We start from the raw sequence: 13,315 nt of genomic DNA on the forward strand, positions 1-13,315 counted from the left end.
GCGACATGGTGCAGCGTTGGCGGCATGAAAAGAACCCTGCTGTCCGAGGCGCGTGGGCTGGCGTGCCTGGCGCGGTGGATCCTGCGCCGACATCCGGGCCGCTCGCCCGGCCACTTCGCGTACAACCGCGAGAAGAAGCCGCTGATCATCGTGTTCATCACGCTGCTGGTGTTCGAGTCGGCCGGCACGCACGCGGTGCTGCTGGCGATCTTCGGCAGCCGGTGGTGGCTCTGGGTGCTGTTCGCCCTCGACCTGTACACGGTGCTGTGGGCATTCGGCTACTACGCGTCGATGGTCGTGCTGCCGCACCGGATCGACGACACGGAACTGCGGCTGCGCTACGGCTGTCTCGCCGAACTGGTGGTGCCGCGGGAGGCCATCCGGTCCGCGCGGCCGAGCCGACGGCCGGGGGCCAAGCCTGGCAAGGTGATCGTCGACGGCGACGAGGCGACCTTCTGCTGCGGCGAGACGACCGTGACCCTGGAGCTGGATCCGGCCGTCGAACTGTCCTTTCGGGACGAACATGTGGGGCACGTCGGCCGGCTGCATGTGACGGCCGACGACCCGCGCGCGTTCGTCACCGCGCTCACGACACGTGCGGCGCCAGCGCCTCGCTGATCGCGGCCAGCGTCTCGTCGGACCGCTCCAGCACGGCGAAGTGCCCACCGGCCAGGGGATGCAGCCGGAAGCCGGCGGTGGTCTGGGCGCCCCAGCCGCGCATCGAGTCGAACTCGGCCTGGCGGTCCTCGATGCCGCCCAGCGCCAGGATCGGCACGTCCAGTTCCGGGCGGGGCATGTAGCGGTAGGCGACCTTGGCGGTCAGGTCGGCCCGCAGCGGCGGCATGATCATCTTCAGGATCCTCCGGTCCGTGAGGTACTGCTCGGGCGTGCCGCCGAGGTCCCGCAGCAGCGCGATGATCTCCTCGTCGGTCACGGCGTCGTCGGCGAAGTCCTCGGCCTGCGGCGCCGAGAATCCCGACACCACCAGGTGCACGGGCATCGGGCCGCCGAGCGAGCGGATCACGTGCATTAGCTCGAACGCGGTCAGTGCGCCGAAGCTGTGCCCGTACACGGCGTACGGCGCGTCCTGGGCGTCCGCGAGCAGCGCCTCGGCGAGCTCGGCGGCCAGCTCGGGAATGCGGCTGTGCGGCGTCTCCCGCAGCCGGGTCTCCCGCCCGGGATACTGCACCGGCAGCACGCTGACGCCCGGGATCCGGCCGATCCACGGCCGGAACGCGGACGCCGAGCCGCCGGCGTGCGGCAGGCAGTACAGCCGAAGGCCGCCCTCCGCGTCGGCGAAGGGCAGCCAGCGACTGTGACCGAGCTCGCGAGGGAACCGTTCAGCGCAGAGACCGACCGTGGCGGTCACCGGACCACCTCCATCGTGACGTAGCCGGGCGGCGGCTGGATCTGGTCCAGGTCGGCGGCCAGCACCACGTGCTTGCCGTCCCGCGCGGCCTCCCGGAAACCGCTGAACGCGTAGGTGATCTGCATCATCCGGTTGCGGCCGGTCTCCACGAAGTCGGCCCGCAGCCCGGCACCGGCCTCCCGTGCCAGGCCCATGATGTGTCCCAACAGGACGGTGCCGACGCCGCGGGACATCACCCGGCAGGACATCAGCATCATGTTCAGCCGCCAGTCCGGGGCGCCCTTCTCCACCAGCGCGAGGCCGATCTTCCCGTACGAGCCGAACCGGTCGGTCAGCGAGGCCACCAGCAGCAGGTGGTCCGGCGACTCCCGCAACGCGTCCAGCTCGTCGTACGAGTACGTGCGGCCGGTGGAGTTGAGCTGGTTGGTGCGCACGGTCAGCTCCTCGGCCCGCTGGAGGTCCTCCCGCCGCGCCGGCGCGATGGTGAACGTCATCTCCAGGCTGGCCAGGAACTCCTCGCTGGTGCCGACGAAGTCGGACTCGATCTCGTCACGGGCGAGCTGGCTCTGGTACATGCCGCGCCGCTGCGCCGACTCGTCGGTGACGAACCGCGGCCGGAACTCCTGGCGCTGCAACACCTCGTCCATCACGGCACTGTCCACGCAGGTCACCTGCGGCAGCGCGTGCCCGACCTCGGCCAGCTCGAACTCCTGGTCGTCGACGAACGCGAAGGCGTCCAGCCCGAGGTTGAGCCTGGCGGCGATGCGCTCGATCGACGAGGACTTGGCGTTCCACGAGATCTGCGGGAACAGGAACAGGTCGGCCAGGCCCAGTTCGGCCAGCTTGGCCATGGCCGCCTCGTGGTCGTTCTTGCTGGCCACGGAGTGCAGCACGCCCATCGCGTCCAGCCGCCGGATGTGGGCCACGACGGCCGGCCGCACCGCGACCGCGCCGTCCTCCAGCAGCACGCCGTCCCACAGCGTGTTGTCCAGGTCCCACACGACACACTTGATCTTGCCCTGGGCCGGCTTGGCCAGCACCTCTGCGGTCACGACTCCCACTTCCGGTAGGCCTCGGCGGCGATGGTCATCCGCTGGATCTCGGTGCTGCCCTCGATGATCTCCATGACCTTGGCGTCCCGGTAGAACCGCCCGACCGGGAACTCCGGGCTGCACCCGTTGGCGCCGTGGATCTGCACCGCCTCGGACGCGTGCCGCGCGGCGGCCGTGGACGCGAAGTACTTCGCGATCCAGGTGGCCATGATCGTGGCGGCGTCGCCGCGGTCCTTGAGCCGGCCGGCCTCGGCCAACAGCAGCCGGGCCGCGCGGACGTCGGTGACCATGTCCGACAGCTTGGCCTGGATCAGCGGCAGGTCCCGCAGCGGCGTGCCGCCGACGCGGCGCTGCGCCGCATACGAGGAACAGGCGTCGACGCAGGCCTGGATGATGCCGACCGAGCCGGCGGCCACGCTGTAGCGGCCGAGGTCCAGCGTCCCGGTCAGCACCATGCCGGAGGCGAAACCGCTGGGCCCCAACAGGGCGTCCGGCCCGAGCGCCACGTCCGAGAACGCGATCTCGGCCAGCATCGACGAGCGGGTGCCGAGCATGTCGTCGATCGGGTTCACCAGCACGCCGGGGGCGTTGCTGGGCACCAGCAGCGCGATGGTGCTGGTCGGTCCCTTGGCGAACACCAGGAACAGGTCGGCGCGCTGGCCGTTGGTGGTCCACTTCTTGACGCCGTTGAGCAGCCAGCCGCCGTTGTGCGGCACGGCAGTGGTGGTGATGGCGGCGGTGTCGCTGCCCGCGCCCGGCTCGGACAGGCAGAACGCGCCGAGCGTGCGGCCGGTGGCCAGCTCCGGCCCCCACTGCTGGATCTGGGCGTCGGTGCCGAAGCGCTGCAGCGCCCAGGACAGCATGGTGTGAACGGTGAGCAGGCTGCGCACCGACGAGCAGCCGCGGCCCACCTCCTCGTGGATCTCGCCGAGTGTCACCATGTCGATGCCGGCGCCGCCGAGCTCGGACGGCAGGAACGGCGCCCACAGGCCGGCGCCGGCGATCCGGTCCAGCAGGTCCTCGGGGATGGCGCCGGCCCGGTCCCAGGTGTCCGCCTCGGGCCGGATCGCGTCGTCCACGAAGGACCGCGCGTAGGCCCGGTCGATGGTGGGGGCCAGTTGCTGGGTCATGTCACGCTCCTCAGACGACCGCGGACCGCAGGCCGTCCACCAGCTCGGTCATCGCCTTGGCGGTGCGGAAGTTGTCGATGCGCAGCTCGTCGTTGGGGATGGTGATGGTGAACTCCTTCTCGATGAACATGACCAGCTCCATGGCGAACAGGGAGTTGATGTAGCCCAGCGAGAAGATGTCCTCGACGTCGCTGATCTCCGCCTGCGGGAAGCGGTTGGTGATGAACGCGAGAATGCGATCCGTGGTGGTCATTGCTGCCCCTCAGCTGTTGTAGGTGTAGAAGCCACGACCGCTCTTGCGGCCGTGCAGTCCGGCGTCGGTCATCTGCTTGAGCAGCGGGCACGGCCGGTACTTGCTGTCCGCGTAGTGCTCGTAGAGCACCTCGACGCTGTACAGGATGGTGTCCACGCCGATCAGGTCGGCGGTCTCCAGCGGCCCCATCGGGTGGCCGAAGCAGCCGCGGAACACCTCGTCCACCGACTCGGCGGTGGCCACGCCCTCGTGCACCAGGTAGGCCGCCTCGTTGATGGTCAGCATCAGCACCCGGTTGGACACGAAGCCGGACGCGTCCTTCACGTCCACCCAGCGCTTGCCCATGCTGGCCAACAGGTCCCGGGTGCGCTCGAGCGTCTCCGGCGTGGTGTGGAAGCCGGGGATCAGCTCCACCACCGGCTTGGCCGGCACCGGGTTCATGAAGTGCACGCCGACGACCCGCTCCGGGTGGCTGCCGACGGAGGCGATCCGGGTGATCGGGATGGCGGAGGTGTTGGCCACCACCACGGTGTCGGCCGGCAGCACGCGGTCCAGCTCGGCGTGCACCTCGCGCTTGATCTCCCAGTTCTCGGTGACGTTCTCGATCACCAGCTCCGCCTTGGCCAGCGCGTCCAGGCCGACGGCGGTGGTGACGCGGGCCAGGATCTCGTCCGGGTCCAGGGTGGGGCCGCCCATCATGCGGGACATGCGGCAGTTGCGGTAGATCGCGGCCCGCGCGTCCGCGAGGATCTCCTCGCTGGTGTCGACGAGCACGACGTCGTGCCCGCCGGTGGCCACGCTCTGCGCGACGCCGATGCCCATCACACCCGCGCCCACCACGCCGATCACTGCCATGACTGCTCCGTTTCCGTGTTGATGAGGACCTGTGCGGCGAGCGCCCGCACGGTGGGCAGCTCGAACAGCGTCGCGGTGGGGACCGCCACGCCCAGGCGTTCCCTGACCAGCGCCAGCATGTGCAGCGCGATCAGCGAGTTGCCCCCGAGGTCGAAGAAGTTGTCGCGGGACCCGACCGGGGCCACGCCGAGCACGGACGACCAGATGTCGGCCAGCGCGCGCTCGTTGTCGTCGCCGGGCGCCACAAACGGTTGCGGCAGCTCGGGGCGCGGGTATCGCGTTGTTGCGGTCTCCTGCTTCGGTGCGGCCGCCGTGGCGGTCCTCGCCGGCAGACGGTCGTGGAGACCGCCGGCCGCGACGACCAGCCGGCCGCCGTGCGCGACCACCCGGTCGAAGGCTCCCAAAGCCTCGGCGCGGGTCATCGCGTGCCTGGCCATGGTGGCGCCGATCCGGCCGTCCAGCCGGTCGAGGGTGCCGGGCCAGGTGTCCCAGGCGGCGCAGGCCCAGTTCTCGTTGCGGGCCAACGCCATCAGCGCGGCGTTGGCGGCCGCGTACGCGCCGAGCGTGATGCCGCCGAGCACGGCCGAGGTGGACGAGAACAGCACGCACCAGTCGGGGCGGTCCGCCTCGGGCAGCGTCGCGATCACCGTCGCCAGCACCCGTGCGCCCTCGACCTTAGCACCGAAGTGCCGCGCCACAACGGATTCGCCGCTTTGTGCCAACGGGCGCAGCGAGTCCGGATCCGACGCGGCCGCGGCGTGCACCACGCCGTCGATCCGGCCCTCCTCGAACAGCGCGCGCATGGCATCGACGTCGGTGACGTCGATCTGCCGAACCTCCGCGCCCTCGACCTCGCCACCGCCGCGGGTGGTGAGGATGATCCGGCCAGCACCGGCGTCGGCAAGGTGTTGCGCCAGTTGACGTCCGACCGTGCCGAGTCCGCCGGTGATCAGGTAGGTGCCGCCCGGCTTCACCACAGTCGTGGTGCCGGGGGTGAGGGGTTCGTAGGTGGGGGAGTGGGGGCGCCCGCCGCGGTGCGCCACCAGCACGGCGTCCGACGGCTGGGTCAGTTCGGTGGCAAGCGCTTGCGCTGCCTCGGAAACCGTGTAGGCGGGGTCGAGATCGACGCCGCGAGCCTCCAGGTTGAGGTACTCCTGGTTCGCGACCACGGGAAGCGCCGCGACCGCCGCCTGGATCGGCGACACCGACTCGTTTCCGACGGCCTGGCCGCCGCGCGTCACGATGAGCACGCTCAGGTCGCTGCCGGTGCTCAGCGTGCGGGAAGCGCTTGCGACAGCGGTGACCTCGTCGACGGCGTCCACAGCGGACAGATCGACGACGGTGCCGTAGAGGTCGCCGCAGCTCAGCTCCGCGTCGAAGCCCTGCTGGCACAGGAGCTCCACCAGCGCCTCGCCGACACCGCCGGCGTCGGGGATGACCACGAACTGCGTCGGCTCGCCCGCCTCGCCCGGCCGCGCCGGAATCCAGCGCTGGGAGAGGAGTTCCACGTTGTCGCGGACGACCGGCTTCGGCGCGTCGATCCAGTACCGCTCGCGCTGGAACGGGTACGTCGGCAGCCCGACCCGGCCCAGCTCGCGGTCGCCCTGGTAGCCGGCCCAGTCGATGGCCACGCCGGCCAGCCACAGCCGGCCCGCGGCCTCGGCGAGCACGCCGGCGCGGCGGTCGTCGGCGGCCGGCAGCGTGGAGATGATCAGCGGCCAGCGGTCGGGCTCGCAGTCGCGGTGCCCGCGGACCATGGCGCCCAGCGACTGGCCGGGGCCGATCTCCAGCAGCGCCAGGTCGCCCTGCGCCAGCACGGTTTCGATGGCGGTGTCGAACTGGACCGGAGCGCACATGTGCTCCGCCCAGTACTCGGGCTCCGGCGCGGCGGTGATCAGCTTGCCGGTGACGTTGGAGACGTACGGGATGGTCGGCGCGTTGAGGGTGATGTTCGCCTTGATCCACTCGGTCAGCTCGTCCCTGATCGGTGCCAGCATGCGGGAGTGGAACGCGTGCGTGGTGGCCAGCGGACGGCACGGGATCGAATCGGCTGCCAGCTTCTCGCGAAGTTCGGCGAGGGCCTGAATGTCGCCGGAGACGACCGTCAGCTGCGGGCCGTTGACCGCCGCGATGTCCACACCGTCGAGGCGGTCCCGCAGCTCGTCGGCGGAACGGGGAATCGCCGCCATCCCGCCGCCGGGCAACGCGTTGATCAACCGGGCCCGGTGCTGGACCAGCCGCAGCGCGTCCTCCAGCGACAACACGCCGGACAGGCAGGCCGCGACGTACTCGCCGAGGCTGTAGCCGACCAGCACGGACGGCTCCACCCCCCAGGACCGGATCAGCTGCGCCAGCGCGTACTCGACGGCGAACAGGGCCGGGTGCAGGCGATCGGTCGCCTCGGCGGAGGCGTCGGCGGAGCGACCCAGCAACTGGACGAGGCCGTTCGAGGTGGCCCGGCGCGGCTTGAGCATGTCCTGCAACGGTTCGAGGCCGACGATCTCCAGGCAGGCGTCGATCGCCATGGCGAAGACCGGCTCGGTCTCGTACAGGTGCCGGGCCATGCCGGGGTACTGCTCGCCCGCGCCGGACAGCAGGAAGCCGACGCCACGGTCGGTCTGGCCGTCGTGACGGGTGAGGTAGTCGCCGTCGCGGACCTTCTTGGCGGCTTCGGCGGCGGTGTCGGCGACGACGATCCGGCGGTGCGGAAACACCGACCGGCCGCGCTGCAACGTGTTCGCCACGTCCGCGAGGGCATCCTCCGTGACGGCAAGGTGATCCGCGAGGCGCTGCCCCTGCTCGTCGGCGGCCTTGGCCGATCGCGCCGACCACACCAGCAGTTCCTGCCGCTCGGACGGCTCCCGGCTGGTGACCGGCGCTTCCTCGACGATCACGTGCGCGTTGGTGCCGCCGATGCCGAAGGCACTCACGCCGGCCCGCCGCTTGCGGTCGCCGCGCGGCCACGCCTGCGGCGACGTCACCACCGACAGGTCGGCGGAACCGGCCGCCAGCTGGGGATTCGGCGTGTCCAGGTTGAGCGTCGGCGGGATCTCCTCGCGGTGCAGGGACAGTGCCGCCTTGATCAACCCGGTGACGCCGGCAGCCCGGTCGAGGTGGCCCACGTTCGTCTTGATGGACCCGATGCGCAGCGACTCGCCGTGGAAGACCCGTTGCAGGGCGGCGATCTCGGCGGCGTCGCCGAGGGCGGTGCCGGTGCCGTGCGCCTCGACGTAGTCGATGTCCGACGGCGCCAACCCGGCCGCCGCCAGCGCCTCCGCGATGACTGCCGCCTGGCCCTCGACGCCCGGCGCGGTGAAGCCGACCTTGCGGCCGGCGTCGTTGTTGACGGCCCAGCCGCGCAGCACCGCATACACCCGGTCGCCGTCGGCCAGCGCGTCTTCCAGGCGCCGCAAGGCAACCACGCCAACGCCGCCACCCAGCGGCGCGCCGAGGCCGGCGGCATCGAACGCCCGGCACTGGCCGTCCGGCGGCGCGATGCCGCCCTGCTGGTACAGGTAGCCGACCTGGTGCGGCACCGCGAGCGACACACCGCCGGCCAAAGCCAGATCGCACTCGAAGTTGGCGAGGCTGCTCGCCGCCACGCACACCGCCACCAGCGACGTCGAGCAGGCGCTCTGGATCGCGAACGCCGGTCCGGACAGCCCGAGCAGGTGCGCGACGCGGGTGGCGAGCGTGTCCTTCTCATTGGCCAGGGCCAGGGCCATGTCGCCCATCTCGCGGGCGGTGCCGGCCGGCGCCAGGTTGTTGATCAGGTACGTGCTCCAGGCCGTGCCCGCGAACACCCCGACCGCCCCGTCGAACCGCGCCGGGTCGCAGTTGGCGTCCTCCAGGGCGTGCCAGCAGTGTTCGAGCAGCAGCCGGTGCTGCGGGTCGAGGATCTGCGCCTCTTTCGGGTTGATGCCGAAGAAGCCGGCGTCGAACTGCTCGATGCCGTCGATCACCGCGCCCGCCTTGACGTAGGCGGGGTCGTCGAGCAGCTCGGGGGACACGCCGTTGGCCAGCAGGTGCTCGTCGGTGAACCGGCGGATGCCGGACCGGCCGGCCCGGACCGTGGCCCACAGCTCCTCGACGTCCGTCGCGCCCGGGAAGCGGCCGGCCATGCCGACGAGGGCGATGTCGGTGCTCTGGATCTCCTCGGTCATGTCAGTCCTCACTTCTGCCGCGCGCGGCGACGCCGCTCGCCACGGGACACGCCTACAACGGGTTTGGGCTGGTCCGGCTCCGTCAGCTCGGCGGCGAACGCGGCCACCGTGGGGTGCGCGAACAGCACGGCCGGGGCGATCGGGCGACCGACGACCTTCTCGATGGCGGTCACCATCGCCATCCCGACCAGCGACGTGCCGCCGAGGTCGAAGAACGGGTCGTTCACGCCGATCCGGTCGATGCCGAGGAACTCGCCCCAGATCTCGGCGATGGTGGTCTCCAGGTCGCCGCGCGGCGGGGCGTAGTCGGTGCGCAGCGGCGGCCGCGGGAAGCGGGCGGTGGTCTCGGGAGTCGCGGCGGTCTCGACGAGCTCGGCAAGGTTGCTCAGCGCGGTCCACTCCCGTTGCGCCGCCGGGAGTTCCTGGCGCATGGCCACGACGGTGCCGTGCACGCCGCCGACGATGCGGTCCAGCATGGCGAGCCCGGCGGCGTCGCTGAAGCCGTTGCGCCGGCGGTAGGCGGCGCGGTCGGCGGTGGCCTCGCTGCCGTCCTGCCACGCGTCGTACTGCCAGTGGCCCCACACGACCGTGACGACCTGGGTGTCCGAAGTGGACGCCAGCGCGGTGCCGTAGGCGTCGAGGACAGTGTTCGCGGCGCAGTAGTCGCCTTCGCCGAGGCCACCGAGCACAGTGGACACGGACGAGTAGAGGATCACCCTGCGCGGCGGGGTCTCCGACGCGATCAACTCCGCGATCGGGTCCAGGGCGCGGACCTTCGGGGCCAGCACGGCGTGCGCGTCGGCCAGGGTCTGGCGCTGGGCCAGGCCGCTGCCGGGGACGCCGGCGGCGTGCACGATGCCGTCGATGCGGCCGAACCGTTCCTGGGCCTGCGCGATCGCCGACCGGAACTGGTCCGGGTCGCCGACATCGGCCTTGATCACCAGGGCGTCGGGCAGCTCCGGGACCTCGCCGCCGCCACGGCTGACCAGCGCCAACTTGCTGACGCCCTGGCCGGCGAGGTGCTTGGCCAGTAGTAGGCCGAGGCCCCGCGTGCCGCCGGTGATCAGGTAGGTGCCGGCCCAGTCGGGCTCGCTGGCAGGGGTGATCTCGGCGTACCCCTTGAGCCAGCGGCGGCCGTTGCGCCAGCCGACCAGCGCGGGCTCGGCGGCGGCGTCCTCGTAACTCCAGGGCCCGCGCCGGAGTTCCTCCGCCAGCCGCCGCGCCGACTCGAGCGGGTCGGCGTCCGGCTGGAGGTCGACGCCCCGCCAGGTCAGGCCCGGGTACTCGGCGCGGACGCCACGGCCGAGGCCGTGCACGATCGACCGATACGGGGTGGAGGTATCGCCGCCGACGATCTCCGACGACCCGGAGCTGACGGTCAGCAGCCGCACGCCGTGCTCCTTCGCGGTGCCGGCGAGGGCCTGCACGGTCAGCAGCAGGGTGTCGAAGCCACTGGCGATGGCGGTGTCGGGGGAGTCGGCGAGCAGGCTCCACAGGTGCACGACCTGCACCGGCCCGTCGGCGGCAAGGATCTCCCGGTACAGCTCAGGCACGGTCGGGTCGATCACCACGCGCCGGCCGTCGCGCCGCCGGCCGGTGCCGGGGGCGACCTCGACGACCCGCATGCCGGCGGCCTCGGCGATGTCCGCGAGCCGGCCGCCGACGCCGCTGTCGTCCGCGAACACGACCAGCGTGCCGGCGAGTTCGCCCAGCTCGGCCCGGGTGAGGTCGGTGCGCCAGATCGGGCTGTACAGCAGGCCGCCGCTGGGAACAGCCTGGGCCTTCTCGGTCGCCTGAGGCCAGTAGCGGGTGCGCTGGAACGGGTACGGCGGCAGCGACACGAGCCGGCCGCCGCGCCGGAACGCCGACCAGTCGAGGTCGACGCCGATCTCCCACAGCCGGCCGCACGTCTCCAGCACGCTGACGTTCTCGTCCGGCCGGTCGACGGCCGGCCACGGGGCCGGCAGCGTGCCGAGGACCGTCGGGCGGCCGGTGATGTTCTGTCGCACGAGGCCGCCGAGGGTCTGACCCGGGCCGAGTTCCACGTACGTGTCGGCGGCGAAGTTCTGGACGCTCTCGGCAAAACGGACCGGCTTGCACAGGTGATCGGCCCAGTACTGGGGATCCGTGGCCTGGCCCGCAGTCAGTACCGTGCCGGTGGCGTTGGAAATGATCGAGATCCGGGGAGCACGGCGCTCGACGGTGGCGATCAAAGCCGCCAACTTGTCCTGCATCGGCTGGAGCAGAGTGGAGTGGAACGGGTGCGCGCTGCGCAGCACGCGGGCCGCGATCCCGTTGGCACGCAGGTGCTGCGAGACGACGTCGATGTCCGTCGGCGATCCACTGAGGACGGTCATCTGCGGGCCGTTCAGCGCGGCGATGTCGACCGGAACGGGCAGGTCGGTGAGCTGGTCCGGGCCGGCCGCCGCGGCGAGCATCCGCCCGGCCGGGGCGGACTCGATCAGCCGCGCCCGCTCGGTGACCACCCAGAGCGCGTCGGAGAGCGTGAACACGCCGGCGATGCAGGCCGCCACGTACTCGCCGAGGCTGTAGCCGACGAGCAGATCCGGCTTGACGCCACGGTGTTCGAGCAGCTTGGCCAGCGCGTATTCGATCGTGAACAGGAACGGGTGCGCGATCTCGGCGTGGTCCATGACGTCGTCCGAGGGGCCGCCGCCGAACAGCGACGGCACCTGCACCTCGGCCGGCGGCTCGGCGAAGAACATCTCGCGCAGGTCCACCCCGCACCGGTCGCCGGCGATCGCCAGGCACTCGTCCACGGTGGCGGCGAACACCGGTTCGTGTTGGTAGAGCGCTCTGCCCAGGCCTCGGTACTGGTCGCCGACGCCCGGCAGCAGGAACGCCACCTTCGGCTTCTCGTGCCCCGCCCGCACCGCGGGCTCGGCCATCGCGAACCGCGCCTTGGCGTCCGCCGCGTCGGTGGCCACGACCGCCCGGCGATATTCGTGATGCGTGCGGGCGACCTGGAGCGTATTCGCCAGGTCCGCCAGCTGGACGTCTTGGCCGCTCAGCGCGTCGAGGCGGTCTCGGAGGGCGTTCTCCGACGCTCCTGTCACCGGAAGCAGTTCCAGGCCCTCGACCTCGGTGCGCGCGGGTGCCTCGGCCGCTTCAAGGATCACGTGGGCGTTGGTGCCGGACCAGCCGAAGGAGCTCACCCCGGCGATCGCCTTGTCCGGCAGCTCGGTGAGAGCGGTGGCCGGCCGCACGGTCTCGCTGGCCGCCACGGCCTCCGCCGGCTCGGACATGTTGAGGTTCGGCGGCACCTGCCGGTTCTCGAGCACGAGGATGGTCTTGATCAGGCCCGCGATGCCGGCGGCGGTGTGCGTGTGGCCGACGTTGGTCTTCACCGCGCCGACCTGCACCGGGCTGGTCCGCTTGCCGAACACGTCGTTCAGCGCGCCGAGTTCGATCTCGTCGCCGAGCGCGGTGCCGGAGCCGTGCGCCTCCACGAAGGCGATGTCGTCCGCGGTGACCTGCGCGGCCGCGTGGGCCCGGCGGATCACGTCCACCTGCGCGCTGCGGTTCGGCGCGGTCAGGCCGTTGCTCCGGCCGTCCTGGTTGACCGCGGTGCCGCGGATGACCGCCCGCACCCGATGGCCGTGGCGCTCGGCGTCGGAGAGGCGGGTCAGCAGCACCATGCCGCCGCCCTCGCCCATCATGTAGCCGTTGGCGCCGGCGTCGAACGTGTTGCACCGGTCGGCGAGCAGGGCGTTCGAGCAGCTGTAGATGTACAGGAATTCGTGCAGCGCCAGGTATCCACCGCCGACCAGCACGTAGTCGCACTCGTTGTTGCGCAGCGCCTGCACCGCCAGGTGCACCGCCACCAGCGACGACGAGCAGGCGGTGTCCAGCGAGAACGTCGGCCCGTGCAGATCGAAGTGGTACGCGATGCGGCCGGCGACGACGCTGCCCAGGCTGCCCTGGCCCATGTACGGATCGGTGTAGACGGCGTCGCCCTCGCGGTCGTGCTCCAACTGTCCATATTGGAACGCGTCGGAGAAGCCCAGCAGCACACCGGTTCGGCTGCCCGCAAGCGTTTTCGGGGGCGTGCCGGCGTCCTCCATCGCCTCCCACGCCAGCTCCATCAGCATGCGCTGCTGCGGGTCCATGCGCAGCGCCTCGCGCGGCGGGAAGCCGAAGAACTCCGCGTCCCAGCCGGCGACATCGGGCAGGAACGCCCCGGTCTTCGGCGTGTAGAGCGTGTTGTCGTCGGCGCCCGGGTCGTGGTCGAACCGCCCGCGCGGGAAGTCGGTGATCTCCGCCGCCCGCCCGGCCCGCAGCATGTCCCAGTACGCGGCCACGTCCGGCGCGTCCGGGAAGCGGCAGGACATGCCGATCACGGCGACGGGCTCGTGCGCCCGCGCGTCGGCGTCCGCCATCCGGCGGCGCGCGGTCGCCAGGTCAACGGTCACCCGCTTGAGATACTCGCGGAGCTTGTCCTCGCCGGCCATGTGCCTGCAACCCCAATCCGT

8 protein-coding genes are annotated in these 13,315 nt (G+C 71.5%); 1 reads left to right on the forward strand and 7 read right to left on the reverse strand.

Annotated elements, in window-relative coordinates; all coding sequences use genetic code 11:
* The first annotated feature begins 24 nt into the window (after positions 1-24).
* On the forward strand, positions 25-618 hold the full coding sequence (locus BCF44_RS42025) for a hypothetical protein (protein WP_116180088.1): 594 nt from the start codon (positions 25-27) through the stop codon (positions 616-618).
* Here the strand turns inward: BCF44_RS42025 and BCF44_RS42030 are convergent.
* Genes BCF44_RS42030 through BCF44_RS42060 form a run of 7 tightly spaced genes read right to left on the reverse strand, consistent with a single transcriptional unit; the run spans position 587 to position 13,294 of the window.
* On the reverse strand, positions 587-1,369 hold the full coding sequence (locus BCF44_RS42030; RefSeq protein ID WP_116180089.1) for a thioesterase II family protein: 783 nt from the start codon (positions 1,367-1,369) through the stop codon (positions 587-589). The two genes, BCF44_RS42025 and BCF44_RS42030, sit on opposite strands and share 32 nt — an antisense overlap.
* Complete coding sequence (locus tag BCF44_RS42035; RefSeq protein WP_116180090.1) at positions 1,366-2,421, reverse strand: HAD-IIIC family phosphatase; 1,056 nt, start codon at positions 2,419-2,421, stop codon at positions 1,366-1,368. The genes BCF44_RS42030 and BCF44_RS42035 overlap by 4 nt, the downstream gene beginning before the upstream one ends.
* Positions 2,418-3,551, reverse strand: a complete 1,134-nt coding sequence (locus BCF44_RS42040; protein ID WP_116180091.1) for an acyl-CoA dehydrogenase family protein — start codon at positions 3,549-3,551, stop codon at positions 2,418-2,420. Before BCF44_RS42040 ends, BCF44_RS42035 begins: the two co-directional genes overlap by 4 nt.
* A gap of 10 nt (positions 3,552-3,561) precedes the next feature.
* Positions 3,562-3,804: an acyl carrier protein gene (locus BCF44_RS42045; RefSeq protein ID WP_116180092.1), complete on the reverse strand. Its 243-nt coding sequence runs from the start codon at positions 3,802-3,804 to the stop codon at positions 3,562-3,564.
* 9 nt (positions 3,805-3,813) lie between these two features.
* Positions 3,814-4,659 (reverse strand): 3-hydroxyacyl-CoA dehydrogenase family protein, encoded by an 846-nt coding sequence (locus tag BCF44_RS42050; RefSeq protein WP_116180093.1) that lies wholly within the window; start codon positions 4,657-4,659, stop codon positions 3,814-3,816.
* A complete protein-coding gene (locus BCF44_RS42055; RefSeq protein WP_116180094.1) occupies positions 4,650-8,822 on the reverse strand; it encodes a type I polyketide synthase in 4,173 nt (1,390 codons plus the stop codon). The genes BCF44_RS42050 and BCF44_RS42055 overlap by 10 nt, the downstream gene beginning before the upstream one ends.
* 8 nt (positions 8,823-8,830) lie before the next feature.
* Positions 8,831-13,294: a type I polyketide synthase gene (locus BCF44_RS42060; RefSeq protein WP_116180095.1), complete on the reverse strand. Its 4,464-nt coding sequence runs from the start codon at positions 13,292-13,294 to the stop codon at positions 8,831-8,833.
* Between the last annotated feature and the right edge of the window lie 21 nt (positions 13,295-13,315).

It is taken from the genome of Kutzneria buriramensis (genome assembly GCF_003387475.1).
In the GTDB taxonomy this organism is placed as follows: Bacteria; Actinomycetota; Actinomycetes; order Mycobacteriales; family Pseudonocardiaceae; genus Kutzneria; species Kutzneria buriramensis.

Bases quoted from the DNA above. Each gene is read 5' to 3' on its own strand.
- BCF44_RS42045 (WP_116180092.1), bottom strand. From the start codon at position 3,804: ATGACCACCACGGATCGCATTCTCGCGTTCATCACCAACCGCTTCCCG.
- BCF44_RS42040 (WP_116180091.1), bottom strand. From the start codon at position 3,551: ATGACCCAGCAACTGGCCCCCACCATCGACCGGGCCTACGCGCGGTCC.
- BCF44_RS42055 (WP_116180094.1), bottom strand. From the start codon at position 8,822: ATGACCGAGGAGATCCAGAGCACCGACATCGCCCTCGTCGGCATGGCC.
- BCF44_RS42060 (WP_116180095.1), bottom strand. From the start codon at position 13,294: ATGGCCGGCGAGGACAAGCTCCGCGAGTATCTCAAGCGGGTGACCGTT.
- BCF44_RS42025 (WP_116180088.1), top strand. From the start codon at position 25: ATGAAAAGAACCCTGCTGTCCGAGGCGCGTGGGCTGGCGTGCCTGGCG.
- BCF44_RS42050 (WP_116180093.1), bottom strand. From the start codon at position 4,659: ATGGCAGTGATCGGCGTGGTGGGCGCGGGTGTGATGGGCATCGGCGTC.